We start from the raw sequence: 16,608 nt of genomic DNA, 5'->3' as shown, positions 1-16,608 counted from the left end.
TATCTTGTTCGCTAAAAATACTATGCTCAAATATGTCTCCTTTCTGGCACTATGTTCTTTATCACTGATTTATAGATCTGAGGGCTTTGGACAAGAGGTAACCAAGCAGGTCTTTATAGATGCACGTCAGCTTACTATGATAGGAAAAGTACCTCATAATGGTTCCTCCTACCACCGTTTGGATATGGCTGCAATTAAAGATCTTCCTAAAGCGGTGCAAGTTTTAGCTACGAAATCTGCGGGTCTGGCCATCAGCTTCCAGACCAACAGCTCTAAGATATCTGCAAAATGGTGTACGGGAGCTGGAGGTCCGACAGATAATATGACAGCTATTGCCTTTGAGGGCATGGATTTGTATATCAAACGAGATGACCGCTGGCAATATGCCGGTGTTGCCCGCCCAAAGGCCCACGATTGCAATACGGTCGAAATCGTCGCTAACATGGCTCCGGGAGAAAAAACATGCTTACTTTTTCTCCCCACCTATGATGAGACGATATCGCTTCAGATTGGTATCGATTCCGCGGCCACAATCGCGCCGGCCAGTAACCCTTTCAAAAAAAATATTATTATTTATGGTTCCAGCATTGTTCAGGGAGCCTCTGCAAGCAGACCTGGTTTAGCTTACCCGGCAAGACTTTCTAGGGAAACAGGTTTAAATTTCATTAATCTTGGTTTCAGTGGCAATGCCAAAATGGAAGCCAGTGTTGCGAATTTAATTTCAAATCTGTCCATGGATGCTTTGATTCTCGATTGTGTGCCCAATCCATCGCCAGAGGAGGTCTTAGCGCGAACAGCCAATTTCGTAACCACTATTCGCAAAAAGCATCCTAAAATACCCATCATCGCTATACAAAGCGTCGCGAGGGAAATGGGAAATTTTAATACTCAGGTTGCTGATCGGGTATTATTAAAGGACAGATATTTCGAAACAAAAATCAAGAAGCTGCAAAAGCAGGACAAAAACTTGTACCTCATTTACGCGGATGGCCTGTTGGGTAACGACCAGGAAGGAACTACGGATGGCATACATCCCAATGACCTGGGATTCGACAGGATGCTCCACAAGATCCGGCCAGTGATTGTAAAGATTCTTAGTCGTTATGGGATCTAGGCCAATCGTGAATCTCGGGCTTGGCGTTTAATAAAAAATCATTTTCAACCATTGGCCGCTCTTTTTGAATGAAGTGACAAATATCTTAATCTCCTTTAATTGGAGATTAAGATATAACTTGGCTTGTATTTTAAACGTGGCAGAAGTTAATTTATATCCCAAAAATACGCAGGGTAAAATACCTAAAATCATTAATACCCAAAACCAGATAGGGTTCACAGCCGACAACCATAGCCAACCCACAACCAGCATTATTAAACCACCAACTAACAGATTTTCTCTTACCTCTCCTCCAATCTTTGTGGTAAATATTCCACCTGAACAACAGCTAACCCACACGCACATAAGTTTGATGACAAATTGAGAAATATTGGTGGCGGCTAATTCCTGATTCGTAAATATTTCCAAAGATGACGCGAACAACCAGCCTTGTATCTTTGCAAAGAGAGAACTCAATAACCCTATCGTTCCGAATCCTACTATCACGGAAAGTATCTTTCTAAAATTCATGATTTAATTGAGTTTAAAATTCAATTGGTCTTCTGTTAATACAATTGGATCGGTCATTATTTTTTTCACTTCGGCATCAGACGCAGCTCTGAATGAATGGATAAACTTGGTTAATTTTTCTTCACTATCAGGGATAAATGATGCCGAATTATTTTTTGCATTTCCCTGAAATTTCTGAATGATAGGTTGCATGATGGTATCATAGTTGGAACAAGCCGTTTTTAGATCGTTTGGATTTTCATCAATAAAATGAGCCAAGGCTTTTGCTCCGTAAATGGATAACGATGCCCCCATTCCCGATAGTGCAGTAGGGCAATAGCCCGCGTCTCCCAATAAAACCACATTACTGTTTACTAAAGTGGGTGAATTTATCATGCCCATTTTATCAATAAACATAAGGCCATTATCCGCGAAACCATCTAACAAATGTTGTACTTCTTCATTATATCCAGTAAAAGATGTTCTTAGTATTTCACTGGCTTTGTTTTGCATGGATGCTAAATCTCCTTTATCATGTATATAGCACTGAATGGCTATTTCATCGGAAGCAATGGGATAAATAGACAGCATCTTATTCACATCGATATAAATATTGAATTTGCCGACCTCGTAAGAATGGTGTTCTTTCAATCGTCCGCCCATATAAAGCACGTTAAAATCCTCCAGCGTACTTTCGGGAAAATAATTTTGTCTTGTTGTAGAGCGTAACCCTTCTGAAACAATAAGCAGGTCAGCCTCCAACTCGGTTTGGTTGTTGAGTAAGATTTTGATTTTGTTTTCATGATACGTTAATTTTTCAACAGAGGATGAAAAAAGAATATTCACTTCATCCTTTAGGTCATTGTATAAAACGTGATGCAGTTCGCCTCGTGTTATCAATACCGAACGCTCAATGTTCTCGTTCATTTTCTCATAGCTAAGGCCTTTTATAATTGTATCGTTTGATTCCCTGAAATTCACAAATTCCGATGGTGATGATGCTTTCTGCAATTGTTCTGCTAATCCTAATTCATTCATAATACGAACCCCAAAACTCTTGAGCGAAATAAGAAAACCAGATTTACTGAATGATGCAGCTCTTTCCAAAACAGTTACTTTATGACCCTGTTTGCTCAATAGTTTTGCAGCAGTTAGTCCGGCGATGCCTCCTCCTGAAATCACAATATTTTTTTTCATTGTTTCTAAACTTTAATTTATACTGCAAATCTATTTTTACATTTACAGATAAAATAGTCCAAATTAAACCAATAATAGTCCAATAGATTATGTTTGATGAAAAAGGTAAAATGAGACGACTTGCTGAGAAACTCGGCCTCTCCCTAGCTTCTATTGAAGAAGAAATAGAACTTTTGCATTTCAACCAATTGAACATTGTGGATTTGATGCCCGAGATGTTACTAATGGTTCGTTCCTTAATTGCCAGCCGGACTTTTACTTACAAAAGAAAACCAATTGGGGTAATAGAGGAAGGATTGCTCATTTCGTTTCAAAATATTTTTATTACGGAAGGAACAGGTAAAGCAATTGGTACAAGAGCATTGAACAATCAGCCACATGTTCGCATTATGCCTTTGCATGTAGAAAGCGATGTGGTATTTCCCAGAGATGTTCACGTCCAGCAAATCACAATTTTAGTCGAACTGGAATACCTGAAACATTTTGTCGGAAATGATGCAGATCGATTGTTTTATCTTTTTGATGTAGAAAAAACCTTTTGGATAGAAGAATTTATGTCACCTGAAATGTCTGATTTGGTTGCTCAATTGGCCAATCTTCCAACAGAAAACATTTTATCGCAAGCCTTTTATAGGTTAAAATCACTTGAACTTATTTATTGGCTTTTCAGCAATTTATTAAAAAGGGAAAAAACAGAACACCACCATCTTAGTAACGCTGAAATTGATACAGTTTATTTGGTTCGAAATACGATAGAATCAAACCTGGAAAAACCGCTCACAAAAGATGAACTGGTAAAACTTAGTGGTATAAATGAGCTAAAATTAAGAAGGATATTTACACAAGTTTTTGGGAAGGGAATTCACGAATATTACAATCATCTGCGTATGCAAAAAGCGGCAAGCCTATTAAAGCAAGAAGCTCTCTCAGTTTCAGAAGTCGGCTATCGATTAGGATTTAGCAATTTGAGTTATTTCGGAAGATTATTTGAAAAACACTTTGGATTAAAACCAAAGAAGTGGAGTGATAAAAATAAAATCTAAACTTTTTATCGCATTTTAATATTACCAAACACTGCCACACAACGCCAATGGTTGCCTAATCCTTACAGCCACTTAATAGAGCCTTTTAATTTACACCACTTTGCCTTACTCACCCAATCGCTAACAGAAGTTTTGTGAAAACGTGCGAAATTTGAAAACCTCTAAAAGCAAAAACATTTTGATAGTCTTTGCTGGGTCCCTCTGGGATTTTTTGCTCGCGCTGGCTTTGTGCATCCCGCTCAAGATAAAGTTCGAACCGGGCCAACGCTTCTGTTCGAACCCCAGTGGGATTAAAAAAAAAATCCCCCGACTTTCGTTGGAGGATTTCTGTGATCCCGCTGGGATTCGAACCCAGGACCACTACATTAAAAGTGTAATGCTCTACCAGCTGAGCTACGGAATCATAGTTCTTTACAGAACACTATCAAACATTTCCGTCTGATTTGTACAAATATAGCGCTACAGCCTAAACAACGCAAATTATTACCCTACAAATTCTGTAGTGTACAGATTCTAAGCCTGATATTTATCAGGTGGTACGATTATAGCTGACCAAAACGTCGAAGTAAGCCCATAAAACATGAGTATAAATGCAATCAACCCCGTAAACGGCAAAATCATAAAATCTTACAAAGAAGCAACTGAAGACACGGTACGCCGAAAAATCGAACAAACACATAAAGCCTGGATCAACTGGCGGGAAAGTAGCTTTGAGGACAGAACCCGCCTGATGAACAGTCTCGCAGCGCAACTACACAACCAAAGAGACAGTCTAGCCAATTTAATGGCCCTGGAGATGGGAAAACCTTTAAAAGACGGATTGGCCGAAATAAACAAATGCCAGGGAGTCTGCGAATATTATGCGAGCAATGCCGCCGCCTTTTTAAAAGACCAGCAGGTGGAAACAGAGGCGACAAAAAGCTATGTCAGTTTTCAGCCTTTAGGTATAGTATTGGCCATCATGCCCTGGAACTTCCCCTTCTGGCAGGTATTTCGCTTCCTTGCCCCTGCCCTAATGGCTGGTAATTGTGGATTGCTCAAGCATGCTTCAAATGTGCCCGGATGTGCAATGGCCATTGAGCAACTGATTAAGGATGCCGGATTCCCTGATCATGTGTTTCAAACCTTAATGATTGGCAGCAGCGCCGTCAATAAGGTAATTGCACACCCATCGGTAAAGGCAGTAACCCTCACAGGAAGCACCGAGGCTGGAATAAAAGTAGCCGGACAAGCTGCCGGACTCCTTAAAAAGACCGTACTGGAACTCGGAGGCAGCGACCCCTATATCATTTTGGAAGATGCGGATCTGGAATCTGCGGCTGAAATCTGCGCCAGCAGCAGGTTGATCAATAATGGACAAAGTTGTATCGCAGCCAAAAGATTCATTCTGGTTAAGAAAATAGAGCGAGAATTTACAGAACTGTTTCTGGAAAAGATGAATGACCGTAAAACGGGCGACCCATTGGAAGCCTGCACAGATCTGGGCCCCATGGCCAGAGCAGATCTTCGAGATGAATTGCATGCCCAAGTACAACGAAACATCACCATGGGCGCTAAATGTCTGCTAGGCGGCCAAATACCAAACCACAAAGGAAAACACGCCTATTATCAGCCTACCGTATTAAGTGGGATGAAAAAAGGAATGCCGGCCTATAGCGAAGAAATGTTTGGTCCCGTCGCTACCCTACTCAGTGCCCGCGACACCGAACATGCGATAAAAATTGCGAATGATACCTCATTTGGACTAGGTGCTGCGGTATTCACTTCCGACAAGCAATATGGCGAAGAGATAGCCAGAACAAAACTGCAGGCGGGATCTTGTTTTGTGAACTCCCTGGTGAAGTCGGATCCAAGACTGCCTTTTGGCGGCATCAATCAATCAGGTTATGGCAGGGAATTGAGCGCATTTGGTATTCAGGAGTTTGTAAACATCAAGACGGTCTACATTAAGTAAAAGTAGTTTAGACGATGACTCGTCGTGGATTTACTTGAATAATGCCCGCAAACTAGCCGTACCGCATTTGCGGCCTCCGCTCTTGGCTGCTGCTGTTCCCTACTATTTAGCATGCCTGATGCAATGCGTGAATTTTTAATATCCAAAAAATGCATAACAATAGCCCAACTGATCTTTCACTAAAATCAACTTTTGTGAACAGTGACTTTAAGGTTCCCAGTGGATAGCCTACCTTGTAAGCAGCCGTTTCAAGATTTCTACAGAATGTTCTAGTTCATTAAAATTAGACGAAGCAAAACCAAGCCGTGTTGAATTTGCCTGATAAAAGTGCGAACGATGAATTCTGCCATCAGAAAAAGAAAGGTCCTTTTTACGAGCATCTTGTGTAAGTTTATACATATCAATAGCTGGATCGAAAGTTGTCCACACAGCCATACCACCTTCTGGTAAGATAAAATTCAGGTAGCTGTTTAATTCGTTTTTTAGTAAATTACATAAAGTATCGCGTCTTTGCCGATAAAGGCGGAGCGACTTGCGCAAATGGCGCTGAATAATGCCATTTTGCAATAGTTCGGCCATCGCATTGTCTAACATGGTATCTCCCTGTCGGTCTACAATCCGCCTTAGCTTAGCAAGTTGGGCGATCACATTTTCAGACCCAACCAAATAGCCTACTCTAAAAGCTGGTGATATTGTCTTAGTGAACGACCCAAAATACAAAACCATGCCTTCCTCGTCTGCGCTGGCTAAAGGTGATAATGGTTTGTTGAGGTAATGAAAGTCATAGTCGTAATCATCTTCAAAAATAATAAAGCCATATTTTGAGGATAATTGCAAGAGCTTTATCCGCCTTTCGGCCCTTAAGCTTACACTGCTGGGGTAATGATGGTGAGAGGTAACATAAACCATCCTTACAGTCTTCATCTTACATATTTGTTCCAAATCGTCTGTATTGATTCCATAATCATCTACCACTATTTGTAATAAATTAGCTCCAGTCTGCAAAAAGATATTATTTGCGCTTGTCCATCCTGGTGTACCCACTACTATATTGTCGCCTGGCCTTATTAAGGCTGTACTGGCCAAATATAAGCCCATTACGGTGCCACGTGTAATCAAGATGTTATCTTTAGTCACTTTCATTCCACGGGTTTCACTAAAGTAAATCGCCAATTGTTCTCTTAACCAGGCTGAGCCCTGTGGGTCTTCGTATCCCAAACGATTATAGGAGTTACCCATAATCAACTGTGTACGATAGGCTCTGGATAAGTCATGCAATGGTGCGAGGCGAGGATCAGGAAAGCCATCATCCAGATGGTAGCTGGTATGTTCCTTAATAAACTTGCGTTCTAAATGAGCGGCTTGTTCAAAATGAAAACCCGCGGTTAGTAAAGAATCTCTGGTGTTTTGAATTTTTTTCCCAAACTTCTCAGGCTTAATTACGGGTAAATGGCCTGCTACAAAAGTGCCGCTTCCTGTTTTACTTTCCAGCCAACCTTGGACAATTAGATCGTCATAAGCTCTAATCACGGTTTTTCGATGAACGGAAAGTAATTGAGCCAAATGTCGAGAGCCAGGTAATTTCGTTGCAGGTTGAAGGATACCTTCTATAATTGCGTCGATTAATTTTTTGGATAATTGAACATATAGCGTTGTACTGGTGCCTTTGTTTAAATTAAGGGTAGAGAAAAATGGGTGCATAACCGGACTACTTGTTTTGTAAAAATTGGATGATAATAGGCCTCCAATAAAAATACAATTTTGTTAAAAAGAAAATATAATGAAAAAAACAACCAATCACCTCATCCCAAGCCGGGTAGCAAAACGGGCAAGTTTTGATGCTGAAAATATCTATCCAATATTGGATGAAGCCCTGTTCTGTACCATAAGTTACGCCATGAACAATAAGCCCTATTCTATTCCAACGTCATTTGTGCGTTATGGAGATAAGATTTATATACATGGTTCCGTAGGGAGCCATTTTATTCGGGAATTGGATAAGGGGATACCAGTTTGCATTACTGTTATGTTAACTGATGCCCTTGTGGTTGCCAAATCGGCACTGAGCCACTCTGTAAATTATCGGTCAGTAGTGATATTCGCTACGGGGGAAAAGATAGAGAATGAAAAGGAAAAGCTTGAATCCTTTGAGTGGCTTATTGATAAGGTAGTGCCAGGCAGCTGGAATTATCTTCGTCCGATAACGGAGAGTGAGATACGCCGAACAGCGGTTCTGGCATTTAACCTGGCGGAGGCATCGGCGAAAATTAGGGAAGGTATGCCTAATGATGATGCAAAAGATAAATTGTTACCGATATGGTCGGGTATTATTCCGTTGCAAACCTCAAGACTACAGCCAATAGCGGATGAAATAAGCCAGCAAATTCCGGTTCCCGATCATTTAAGTCATATAGGGAATAGTTAAGATGCCGATAAGCTGGCCGTCCCGCATTTACGGCCTGCGGAACAGCCTCCGCTCTTGGCCGTCGCTGTTCCCGCTTTTGGCATATAAGGAGAGGCCAGTAACAGAAAACTACAGTTCGTCGGGCTTGAACCCAATTCGTGTCCTTTTCCGCGCTGGCCGTTCCTGTTTCTCCAGCAGTTCCACTAATGCTTTGATTTTTTCATTGTGGGTTTTAATGGCCTCTAGTATAGTGTGTGCTTTTTCTTCTTTGCTCAAGAATTTGCATTAAACATAAAGAACGACGCACATTTTATACGCGATTTCATGCATATTTTGGTAAAACCCGTAAAAGCAAAAACCCTGCTAATCGTGCGATTGCAGGGTTTCATACATTTTGATTGTCTTTGGTGTGATCCCGCTGGGATTCGAACCCAGGACCACTACATTAAAAGTGTAATGCTCTACCAGCTGAGCTACGGAATCATTGTTGTTTTCAAAACAATTACTTTAAACATTGCCGTCTAAAGTGGTGCAAAGATAGCATTAGCATAGACATGATGCAACTTATTTGTTGTTTAGGGCCGTATAAAGCTGATTCCTAGCGGATTTATTTCTCGAATCCCAAACTGACTCTTGTTAATTTGGTATAAAATCCTCGTTAAACCTAACACAAGACCTATTATTGTACTTCCACTATACCAAGATACTGACTGTTACTGCGCCGCTTTCTATCCTCAGACACAAAGGCCAGATACACATGCACCTGTTTGCCAGAGAACACATGGTTAAGCTGGAACACAAATTGCTTTTTCTGTACATTTGCGGCGGCGGTATCGTATTCGGCTTTACCTCCTTCGATATCATAAACCACTACCATTGCGCGGTCGTCATATGCAAAGTTGCCTCCCTCCCATTTAAAAGTCACCGTATTTGCACTTTCTGAACTGGCGCTAGCCTCAGGCGCCTGATCCATATCCCCATAACTCACGAGTGCCAAAGCAGGATCCACATAGAAACCGGACGCACCTTCTTTGACTGCATTCTTGTTGTTATAAGATTTTGCCGCATTAAACCCTTCAAATTTTGGATCATAATCCTGAAAGCCGACCCGTAGAAAAGGCGTCAAGGCTTGTAGCCAAGGCTGCGTAACCGCAAACTTATTCTGATTTTTCAATTCGTTTTCTGTGCTAGGCACACTCCTAGGATCCGCTACCCCCCTCATGATGTCTTGACCTTTCAAATTATAACCGACCACTGAAGCCACTTTACCTTTGAAACCTCCTAAAATTCCATTTCTAATGATTGCCATTATTACTAATAGTTAATAAATTAATAAACGATTTATATGCTACTATAATTAGACAGGTTTTTAACAGAGAGACAACTCGAAGTTAACAGGTATTTGCCCCTGTTATCCCCCTGTTAAGTCCCTGTTATTCCCCTGTTATATCCCTGCTACTTATAAGCTCATCTTCTACCATTACAGAAGCTCGTTATAGGAAGATATTTACTTGATTAAGTACCATTTTACAGCAGCTTATTGCTAAGGTAATCACAAAAATTGCCCTATACAATAATCAATTTCACAACTATGAGTTTTTAAAATATGAATATAATAACGTTCCAATCACTCTTTTGAAAATTTAATATACTGATATCAAAGGACGTATGAGATATTCGCAACAATTTATCGTAAATGATATGATAAACATAAAAATAATAATACCTTTGCGCTTCTTCAATCGAAGACGATTCCGTAGCTCAGCTGGTAGAGCATTACACTTTTAATGTAGTGGTCCTGGGTTCGAATCCCAGCGGGATCACGCGATGGGACAAGACAGATAAATCCTGACTTGTCCCATTTTTATTTTGGACAAAATCGGCCAAATCACGGTTAATTTGCGCCATTAGCACAACAACATCACTCAACTTAGTGGTTCGAAGTAAATTTTCGCTGTAGACCAGATTTTCCTTGAAAATTAACCTGAAAATGCGAAGCTTAAGTTCCGAGGCGACCCTCAAATAGACCCTGGAAATTTGGTTCAAACAATCCGCCGCACGCTCCAAAATCACGCTCAGATCTTCAAATAACTTATTTTCCGCCATTTTTTTGACAATCAGTTCGTCCATTTTTCCCTCCGCTGTCGCTTTAATTTTTTGGAATTCCTGCGGTTCGATGTGTCCTTCCACCATTAGCATCTTTCCACGCTTTATTTTTTGTTCCAGACTTGTAATTTCAGCATCGATTGCAGAATCATGATTACGAAAAGCAGCAGCCTGGGCACCTGAAAGACCAGCTACCACTACCTTAAATAATACGCTGATGGCCGATGGAATTTTATAGCTGTCCAGCAGCGCTGTAAAAGCATCATTGATCGCGGTTGAATTCGCGCGGAACGTGCATCCATCATAGCAATGGTAATAGTAATAATATTTCGACCGGCCTTTAGAAGCACTACCGGTAAGCTTCTTACCGCATTTCACGCAGGTCAGGCTTCCCCGTAAGAAAAAGTTATCTGGCTCCACCATTTTTGCTGCATACTCAGAGGTAGGCCTTCCCCGGTTTTCCAGGACATGCTGAGCTTTGTAGAAAAGCGCCTCTGAAATTAACGGCTGATGTTGGCCCATGTAAAAACTGCCCGCTTCCTGTTTGGTGGCAGGAACCCAAATTTTGCCACAATAGACCGGGTGTTTGATCGCATTCCAAAAAGTGTTCTTCGAACAATTCAAGCCTTGTTCCAAAGCACGCTTCCATATTTGTTCGGTATTGTAAACACCTTCCGCCAGCGAATTGAACACCCATTTCATCACGATAGATTTCTTCGGATGCGGGACAATTGATTTCTTGCCGGTTTCTGAAGTGACATTCACATAGCCCAGCGGCGCCGTCCCCATCCATCGTCCCTCCTTTTTCGCCCGGCGCATTCCGCCGGTGACGTTCAACGCACGGCGGTCATTTTCTACCTCGCCCGAAGTGAGGTAGATGGCCAGCATCATCTTATTTTCAGGGATGCTCAGATCAAGCGGTTGTTCGATCGCCTGGGGCTCAACCAGCAATTTTCGTAGGACACCGATCATCTGATAAGCATCCGGCGCATTCCGGCTGAACCGATCCCACTTGGTGAAAAGCACAAAATCCGGCCGCTGCTTTTTAACTTTCAATTTCTTGAGGTAATCACCCCAGGCCGGACGGTTAAACGTCTTGGCCGAATAATCTTCATTGATGACTGTGCCAACGGTCAAACCATTGATCAGGCAATAGGTGCGCAGCACCTCTTCCTGGTAACGGGGCGAGTAACCCTTCTTCTGTTCGTCTGTACTCACCCTGATGTATAAATCTGCAATTTTCATAAGCGTAAATCGTTTATGGAGAACTTTGAATATCAGCAGCTAATTTGCAAGATTTATGCCTCATTTGCCAAATGAATCAGCACGATATCAGCCATTTCATATAAAAAATCCAGGATCAGGGCAGCCTGTTCCTCGCTGACCTCAAGACCATTGTCCTTTAAAATCTCCACCGCCTCCGCGGCAGACAATCTTTTTTGCTTTTCCAATACAGTATAGAATTAAATAAACGTGTATTACACGGCTATCACTTGCGTAACGAAAATATTAACCGCTTACCTAATAGCTAATTAGCCAGCTCAGGCACAGAATTTGCACATGAATTGCAACGGGATAAACAAAACCAAACTGTCATGAAAACCATTATGCTCTTTTTTATCACCACGGTGATCAGCACCGGTGCGTTGCTTGCTTCATTAACCATGAAAAATGCGTTCATAGGAACGGCTGTTTCCTTCACAGTAGTCACACTTTTCCTGGTATATCTCGGCGGGAAATTCAGGCGTCAGGCCAGGCAAAAACAAAGAGAGCGCCTGTTTTACCAGTATTTTGTTGACCAGCGCAACAGACGCTCCACATTTTACTAATCAGCGCCGTCTAGACTCTACCTCAGAGAGATGCCTTTCTTTCCCAAAATTCAGCACATCCAGTATCCGGATCTGACTGGTATTGAAAGCGATGTACTCATTCTGGTAATCTCCCAGATCTGAAACAATCCCATCATAACCGGCTTTCCTGAACGCAAGGTTAGCTTCCTCGGTATTCAATGCATCATACATATCCGCAATCTCCCCCAGATCAATTTCCCGATTCAAAAGGGAAAGCGCTGCGCGCGGATTCAGCGTCCTTTCAAAGATCACCTCACACAACACAGGCGCCTGTTCAAGCGTAGAAAATATCCCATGGATTCTCAGATCCAGCGGCTTGGAAATCGAGACTTCAGCGGTATACACCTTAGGACCGAACAGCAGTGCATTCTCCGGCTTGTCCGCAAAAAAGAAACCATGAAGGGTATTCTCCCAACCAGTACTGCTGCGCTTAAACCTATCGTCAAATTCCGAAAAATCATAATAGGAGCCGTGGTAGAGCAGCTCCGGTATTTCTAAATCCATAAATCATATGCTATTCTGACCAGACCATTTCTCTTAGCCATTCATCAAAGCATCGGCACATTCGATCTGGCAGTTCTGCAACCGGATTGCCAGCAGCTCGGTGAATCCCTCCTTATGTTGCTGTATCTTCTGGGCAGTGGTATTGCCGGACTTATCGTAGCCCCAGGTCCCGTCCAGCATCGCACTGGAGCTTTGGGTACTGAGCACCCAGACCGCCCAGGCACGCTTGAGTTCTGAAAACATATTCGGGTGCTGGTAAATCACCCTAGCTTTGCGGTGCATATCCCGGCTGTGCAGGCTGATGCGAACGTCCTTTTCCAAACTCACAAAATCTTCCTTGGCTACCCTATAAAAATTGATCAGCTCCCTGTTCACATCGTTGATCACCTCAATCACTGATGACTTTTTCGCAAAAAACACGGCCACAAAGGGCTCACAATAGACGGTATGTTTAGGAATCAGTGAGACAATTGCAGCGGCAAGATTCTGCTTGCCGCCGTAATAACTGATCGGGGTAACCGGACTTTCGCATGCGAAATCTATTAACGTCCCAATTTTTGCTTTGCCTCCTCCGCAGGATCCTGCTCCCAGGGCTGCTCCTGCTGCGCTGAAAGATTTCCCTCATCCCTTTCCACAACCTGACCCGAAGCCGGCTTACTCTGGCGCTCAACCTTGTCCGGAAAAATCTGCCAGTCTGGAATCGCATTCAGCCCTTTGTCATAAACATCCAGCGAACGCGACTCAGGCCTTGCAGCGATATAAACCGGAAAGATCTGGTCATACAAGCGCATGTCCGCTTTAAAGAGCTTGCCTTTACTCAAATCCTGCAGCGCCATTTCCCGGATACTGTCAGAGGCCAGGTTGGTGAAAGGATACTTGTCCAATGCAGCACCCAGGTCATAGCCATATTCCGGGTAAAACCTGCGCATCGGATGCTGATCATAGGCATCCAGCACATCCAGCGAAAGTTTCATCCAGATCTTCCTGGCCTCCTGCGGAACTTCAACGCCCTCCTTGCGCTGGGGCAATACATTCTTTTCAATCGCGAAGCCGGATAACAAACGGTATGCCTGCCAGGCAGTGATCCGGTGGTCACGCTCCAGGTCAAAAGTATGGGTACGGGGCGTCACCTCCATCGGCTTGTACAGCGACACCCGGTAATCGTTCAGGAACACAGAATCTGAGCTCTTACTTTTGTTAAAGTTGAGCTGGTACTTCACAATATCCCTGTTCTGGCTGCCCAGGATTTTCGCCTCGTCTGACAGGTAGGCGCTGCTCATACCCAGTGAAAAGGTATTGAAATCTTTTTCCAGCGCCTGCTGCAGCACCAGGTTCAAATGCTTGCCAAAACCCAGGTTGTCCAGCAGCTTTTTGAGATACTCAAAATTATTCTCATTCATAAATTAGTACTTAAAACATCCGGAGCTGGCTGTCCCGCGCTGGCGGCTCTTAGCCGATCTCTCTGGCGAAATGCTCCCCGACGGCCACTACAAATTCAGCAATGCTCCGGTAAGGCGTTTCTTTCAGGTAGTCGGTATGGAAAAAATGCGAGCGGTAACCGGTGGAACTGATCAGACCGGGCTCCGCGCGGAATTCAATATGCCCAAACATCGGGTCTTTACCGTCTCCTTTCGGCTCTGGCCACCAGAAACGGTAATTCACCTTAACCGGACAGTCAAACACCAGGACATCCAGCTCCAGATTTTTTTTAAAATAATCAGGGATCATGCGTCAAAACGCTTAGCGCAAAGGACGGCGCGCCTCGCGTTCCAGATCCTGGAGGTTGATCTGCGGCACATCCTTCTTATGTTGCCAGCGTTCCATAGCTGCAAGCCCCATCTTGAACCCGGCAGTATATTCGTCTTTTTGCTCATGCCCCTCGCCCATCACACTCCTGATCCCGCGGACCAGCAGGTAAGAAATCCCTCCGTTGAGTAAAACCGATAAGACCAAAGCTTTCCGGTCAGATCGCAGACCGCTGGGCTCAGAAGCCCGGTGCTGAAAGACCGTGCCATCAGGAAGTTCAACGGTAAGCCCTTTCCGAAAGGCTTTCTTCTGTTCCGGGGTGAGCGCCACACCATTTACGTGTTCGGGTACCTGGATTTGCGAAGGATCATAAGAGATGAACTCCCTGGTCTGCGGATCATATTCAAAAACCAGCTTTTTGTATTTCCCATCGCCGCCCTTAACGGACTTGATCACAATCGCTGCATGTTCGCCCGTTAGCTGCTCAATCTCGTTTTCATCGAGCTGGGTATCTCGCTGCACCTGGTGGTGGATGGGATGCGCCTGCAGGCTGACCCAGCCAGCTTCCGATCGCTGAAGCGATAATTTGACATCCAGGCGCTTGATCAGGAACCCGTCCGCCTGGACATTTTCCAAAGTCAGCAGTTCCGTTCTTCTCCCGGAAAGCAATGCCTGGAGGTTCTCCAGGGACAGGGAGGGTTTGCCATTTTTCCATAGGCCGACCCGCACCAGGTCATCCACCGGAAGTTCCGATTCTAAAAATAAAGGTTTCATAATTAGTAAGTAAGGTTAACGTTTCAGACCATAGGCAGCCGGCAGATCCGGCTCCTGGTCAAATTGTTTGGCAAGGGATTCCGGTACATTCAGTACCGGTTTTTCAGACTGAACAGCTTTCGCCTGGACCAGAGAGGCATAAAGGCCATCAGACCTGGAAAGGGTAAACTGGACCCCGGTACCCAAATCTTCCATGCGGAAACGACCCTGTTTGAGCAGCGCAGCTACCCTGAACACGGTGTCTTTATAACTGATCTCATCCATCACCTGAAGCCCTTTCGATGGCGCCAAATCAGCCTTCACCAAATCCACAGTACGATCCTCCTTCAGTTCCAGCTTGCGCTCGAAATCCATCAGGTAATTGAAGATCTTCTCCGCATCAGCCGCGGCAGCATGGATCTCAAAAGGCGTATCCGTCAGGATTTTTACCCATTCCTTCACGTAAGCCGCGTGCTGGCCCGGATCATGGCCGATCTGCAGTTCCTGCCCGATCAACAGCGAAGCGATTTCCGCCCGCAATTCCTCCCGGGCATAGCCTTCAGAACCAAACCGGTTCATTAGGCTCCGGTCCAGACGCGAGGAATGTCCGCTCCAATGTCCCAGCTCATGCAATAAAGTCGCGTAATATTTATCCGGCGAGCTGAACTGCGCCTTCATCGGCATGGTGATCTGGTCCGCCAACAGACTGTAATACGCCCGGTCGCCCGCCTGGAGCCTGACATCCGCCCCCGAACTGTTTACCAGCTGCTCTGCCCTTTCCAAAGGATCCCAGCCCAGCTCGCCCGGGGCAACTACTTTGAGTTCCGGGATACCATCAATCTGCCGGGCATTAAAGACCTTGGCATGGTTGATGATCGGTTTCTCCAGTTTGACCAGTTCCTTTTTAGGCTTCCCCTCACTGTCCAGAACAGGCTTACCCTGTTCATCTCTTTTTTCCCGCTCCTGGTAAAACCGAACATACTGGATGGTCGTCCCATGCTCGCCTTTTCTGACCTGCCAGTCTTTGGAAGCAGCCTGGTTATAGGTCATCCAGCGGGGATCATCAAAACCTGCCAGCAGCAGCGAAAAGGTATTGATCCCCTTATACCTGTTCCCGGAGATCACATTGTAAGGGAGGCGGAATGCCGGAGCCCCGGCAGCAGTCCAGGGTTTCTGCCAGGGCGCCGTACCCGCCTTGAGCTGATCAATTAGCTTCTCAGCAACCTGGACATGCAGCGCCTTGGGCGCTTCTTTCTTAGTCCTCATCCTGCTCCTCCTCTAAAAAATAATCCTCCTCAGGAAATTCATCCGCGTAATCCACGCCATATGTGGCAGCCTCTTCAGGAGTGAGCTCCATCTCCTCTCCCTCAGCGAGCAGCTGCATTTTGCGCTCCAGAGACCGGTAATATTGCCAGTCGCCAGCGTCATAAGGATTGTTCATCATAAAA

The 16,608-nt window shown here is 44.2% G+C and carries 19 protein-coding genes and 3 tRNA genes; 6 read left to right on the top strand and 16 right to left on the bottom strand.

Features of this window, described 5'->3' with window-relative positions:
- The first annotated feature begins 4 nt into the window (after nt 1-4).
- The gene (locus tag WAE59_RS06955) at nt 5-1,114 is read left to right on the top strand and encodes an SGNH/GDSL hydrolase family protein (RefSeq protein ID WP_337855215.1); all 1,110 of its coding nucleotides are present in this window, start codon (nt 5-7) and stop codon (nt 1,112-1,114) included.
- Nucleotides 1,115-1,141: 27 nt separating this feature from the next.
- Here the strand turns inward: WAE59_RS06955 and WAE59_RS06950 are convergent, their stop codons facing one another.
- Together WAE59_RS06950 and WAE59_RS06945 are read right to left on the bottom strand one after the other, a co-directional pair.
- Nucleotides 1,142-1,624 carry a hypothetical protein gene (locus WAE59_RS06950; RefSeq protein ID WP_337855214.1) on the bottom strand — a complete coding sequence of 161 codons (483 nt, stop codon included), beginning with the start codon at nt 1,622-1,624 and terminating at the stop codon, nt 1,142-1,144.
- 3 nt (nt 1,625-1,627) lie between these two features.
- Nucleotides 1,628-2,800: an FAD-dependent monooxygenase gene (locus tag WAE59_RS06945; protein WP_337855213.1), complete on the bottom strand. Its 1,173-nt coding sequence runs from the start codon at nt 2,798-2,800 to the stop codon at nt 1,628-1,630.
- 89 nt (nt 2,801-2,889) lie between these two features.
- Here WAE59_RS06945 and WAE59_RS06940 point away from each other — a divergent pair, with 89 nt between their 5' ends.
- Entirely contained in the window at nt 2,890-3,843 is a 954-nt protein-coding gene (locus WAE59_RS06940; RefSeq protein WP_337855212.1) for a helix-turn-helix transcriptional regulator, read from the top strand.
- Between the two features lie 330 nt (nt 3,844-4,173).
- Here the strand turns inward: WAE59_RS06940 and WAE59_RS06935 are convergent.
- Nucleotides 4,174-4,246 (bottom strand) — tRNA-Lys (locus WAE59_RS06935).
- Nucleotides 4,247-4,423: 177 nt separating this feature from the next.
- On the opposite strand from WAE59_RS06935, the gene WAE59_RS06930 reads away from it, so the two are divergent.
- Entirely contained in the window at nt 4,424-5,797 is a 1,374-nt protein-coding gene (locus WAE59_RS06930; protein ID WP_337855211.1) for an NAD-dependent succinate-semialdehyde dehydrogenase, read from the top strand.
- A 228-nt stretch (nt 5,798-6,025) separates the two neighbouring features.
- Here the strand turns inward: WAE59_RS06930 and pdxR are convergent, their stop codons facing one another.
- The gene (pdxR, locus tag WAE59_RS06925) at nt 6,026-7,498 is read right to left on the bottom strand and encodes a MocR-like pyridoxine biosynthesis transcription factor PdxR (RefSeq protein ID WP_337855210.1); all 1,473 of its coding nucleotides are present in this window, start codon (nt 7,496-7,498) and stop codon (nt 6,026-6,028) included.
- Between the two features lie 79 nt (nt 7,499-7,577).
- On the opposite strand from pdxR, the gene WAE59_RS06920 reads away from it, so the two are divergent.
- The gene (locus WAE59_RS06920) at nt 7,578-8,222 is read left to right on the top strand and encodes a pyridoxamine 5'-phosphate oxidase family protein (RefSeq protein ID WP_337855209.1); all 645 of its coding nucleotides are present in this window, start codon (nt 7,578-7,580) and stop codon (nt 8,220-8,222) included.
- Nucleotides 8,223-8,330: 108 nt separating this feature from the next.
- Here WAE59_RS06920 and WAE59_RS06915 read toward each other — a convergent pair whose 3' ends face one another.
- The 3 genes from WAE59_RS06915 to WAE59_RS06905 form a co-directional block, all read right to left on the bottom strand.
- Nucleotides 8,331-8,477: a hypothetical protein gene (locus WAE59_RS06915; RefSeq protein ID WP_337855208.1), complete on the bottom strand. Its 147-nt coding sequence runs from the start codon at nt 8,475-8,477 to the stop codon at nt 8,331-8,333.
- 134 nt (nt 8,478-8,611) lie between these two features.
- Nucleotides 8,612-8,684, bottom strand: a tRNA-Lys gene (locus WAE59_RS06910).
- A 196-nt stretch (nt 8,685-8,880) separates the two neighbouring features.
- Nucleotides 8,881-9,510, bottom strand: coding sequence for a DUF6266 family protein (locus WAE59_RS06905; RefSeq protein ID WP_337855207.1), 630 nt, complete (start codon nt 9,508-9,510; stop codon nt 8,881-8,883).
- A gap of 441 nt (nt 9,511-9,951) precedes the next feature.
- Here WAE59_RS06905 and WAE59_RS06900 point away from each other — a divergent pair.
- Nucleotides 9,952-10,024: transfer RNA gene (locus WAE59_RS06900), tRNA-Lys, on the top strand.
- On the opposite strand, the gene WAE59_RS25845 is transcribed toward WAE59_RS06900, so the two are convergent.
- Together WAE59_RS25845 and WAE59_RS06895 are read right to left on the bottom strand one after the other, a co-directional pair.
- Nucleotides 9,978-11,552, bottom strand: coding sequence for a recombinase family protein (locus WAE59_RS25845; protein WP_443147255.1), 1,575 nt, complete (start codon nt 11,550-11,552; stop codon nt 9,978-9,980). The two genes, WAE59_RS06900 and WAE59_RS25845, sit on opposite strands and share 47 nt — an antisense overlap.
- Nucleotides 11,553-11,605: 53 nt before the next feature.
- Nucleotides 11,606-11,758 carry a hypothetical protein gene (locus WAE59_RS06895; RefSeq protein ID WP_337855206.1) on the bottom strand — a complete coding sequence of 51 codons (153 nt, stop codon included), beginning with the start codon at nt 11,756-11,758 and terminating at the stop codon, nt 11,606-11,608.
- Nucleotides 11,759-11,902: 144 nt separating this feature from the next.
- Here WAE59_RS06895 and WAE59_RS06890 point away from each other — a divergent pair, with 144 nt between their 5' ends.
- Nucleotides 11,903-12,136 (top strand): hypothetical protein, encoded by a 234-nt coding sequence (locus tag WAE59_RS06890; RefSeq protein ID WP_337855205.1) that lies wholly within the window; start codon nt 11,903-11,905, stop codon nt 12,134-12,136.
- On the opposite strand, the gene WAE59_RS06885 is transcribed toward WAE59_RS06890, so the two are convergent.
- From WAE59_RS06885 to WAE59_RS06855, 7 genes are read right to left on the bottom strand one after another with little or no spacing between them, the layout of a single operon-like run.
- On the bottom strand, nt 12,137-12,661 hold the full coding sequence (locus WAE59_RS06885; RefSeq protein WP_337855204.1) for an ADP-ribosyltransferase-containing protein: 525 nt from the start codon (nt 12,659-12,661) through the stop codon (nt 12,137-12,139).
- A gap of 33 nt (nt 12,662-12,694) precedes the next feature.
- Entirely contained in the window at nt 12,695-13,171 is a 477-nt protein-coding gene (locus WAE59_RS06880; protein WP_337855359.1) for a DNA adenine methylase, read from the bottom strand.
- Between the two features lie 32 nt (nt 13,172-13,203).
- A complete protein-coding gene (locus tag WAE59_RS06875; protein ID WP_337855203.1) occupies nt 13,204-14,061 on the bottom strand; it encodes a hypothetical protein in 858 nt (285 codons plus the stop codon).
- Between the two features lie 49 nt (nt 14,062-14,110).
- The gene (locus WAE59_RS06870; protein ID WP_337855202.1) at nt 14,111-14,389 is read right to left on the bottom strand and encodes a hypothetical protein; all 279 of its coding nucleotides are present in this window, start codon (nt 14,387-14,389) and stop codon (nt 14,111-14,113) included.
- A gap of 12 nt (nt 14,390-14,401) precedes the next feature.
- The gene (locus WAE59_RS06865) at nt 14,402-15,181 is read right to left on the bottom strand and encodes a DUF4099 domain-containing protein (RefSeq protein WP_337855201.1); all 780 of its coding nucleotides are present in this window, start codon (nt 15,179-15,181) and stop codon (nt 14,402-14,404) included.
- Nucleotides 15,182-15,196: 15 nt separating this feature from the next.
- Nucleotides 15,197-16,426, bottom strand: a complete 1,230-nt coding sequence (locus WAE59_RS06860) for an ArdC family protein (protein ID WP_337855200.1) — start codon at nt 16,424-16,426, stop codon at nt 15,197-15,199.
- Nucleotides 16,416-16,604: a hypothetical protein gene (locus tag WAE59_RS06855; RefSeq protein ID WP_337855199.1), complete on the bottom strand. Its 189-nt coding sequence runs from the start codon at nt 16,602-16,604 to the stop codon at nt 16,416-16,418. Before WAE59_RS06855 ends, WAE59_RS06860 begins: the two co-directional genes overlap by 11 nt.
- Between the last annotated feature and the right edge of the window lie 4 nt (nt 16,605-16,608).

Origin of the sequence: Pedobacter sp. GR22-6, assembly GCF_037402555.1 — a bacterium.
Taxonomy (GTDB): domain Bacteria; phylum Bacteroidota; class Bacteroidia; order Sphingobacteriales; family Sphingobacteriaceae; genus Pedobacter.
Note: the sequence above shows the minus strand (reverse complement) of the source record. Positions and strands in the feature narration are given on the sequence as shown.

Excerpts from the sequence above, each read along its gene's own strand:
- WAE59_RS06950 (WP_337855214.1), bottom strand. The coding sequence starts at position 1,624 with ATGAATTTTAGAAAGATACTTTCCGTGATAGTAGGATTCGGAACGATA.
- WAE59_RS06945 (WP_337855213.1), bottom strand. The coding sequence starts at position 2,800 with ATGAAAAAAAATATTGTGATTTCAGGAGGAGGCATCGCCGGACTAACT.
- WAE59_RS06940 (WP_337855212.1), top strand. The coding sequence starts at position 2,890 with ATGTTTGATGAAAAAGGTAAAATGAGACGACTTGCTGAGAAACTCGGC.
- WAE59_RS06930 (WP_337855211.1), top strand. The coding sequence starts at position 4,424 with ATGAGTATAAATGCAATCAACCCCGTAAACGGCAAAATCATAAAATCT.
- pdxR (WP_337855210.1), bottom strand. The coding sequence starts at position 7,498 with ATGCACCCATTTTTCTCTACCCTTAATTTAAACAAAGGCACCAGTACA.
- WAE59_RS06920 (WP_337855209.1), top strand. The coding sequence starts at position 7,578 with ATGAAAAAAACAACCAATCACCTCATCCCAAGCCGGGTAGCAAAACGG.
- WAE59_RS06905 (WP_337855207.1), bottom strand. The coding sequence starts at position 9,510 with ATGGCAATCATTAGAAATGGAATTTTAGGAGGTTTCAAAGGTAAAGTG.
- WAE59_RS25845 (WP_443147255.1), bottom strand. The coding sequence starts at position 11,552 with ATGAAAATTGCAGATTTATACATCAGGGTGAGTACAGACGAACAGAAG.
- WAE59_RS06890 (WP_337855205.1), top strand. The coding sequence starts at position 11,903 with ATGAAAACCATTATGCTCTTTTTTATCACCACGGTGATCAGCACCGGT.
- WAE59_RS06885 (WP_337855204.1), bottom strand. The coding sequence starts at position 12,661 with ATGGATTTAGAAATACCGGAGCTGCTCTACCACGGCTCCTATTATGAT.
- WAE59_RS06875 (WP_337855203.1), bottom strand. The coding sequence starts at position 14,061 with ATGAATGAGAATAATTTTGAGTATCTCAAAAAGCTGCTGGACAACCTG.
- WAE59_RS06870 (WP_337855202.1), bottom strand. The coding sequence starts at position 14,389 with ATGATCCCTGATTATTTTAAAAAAAATCTGGAGCTGGATGTCCTGGTG.
- WAE59_RS06865 (WP_337855201.1), bottom strand. The coding sequence starts at position 15,181 with ATGAAACCTTTATTTTTAGAATCGGAACTTCCGGTGGATGACCTGGTG.
- WAE59_RS06860 (WP_337855200.1), bottom strand. The coding sequence starts at position 16,426 with ATGAGGACTAAGAAAGAAGCGCCCAAGGCGCTGCATGTCCAGGTTGCT.
- WAE59_RS06855 (WP_337855199.1), bottom strand. The coding sequence starts at position 16,604 with ATGATGAACAATCCTTATGACGCTGGCGACTGGCAATATTACCGGTCT.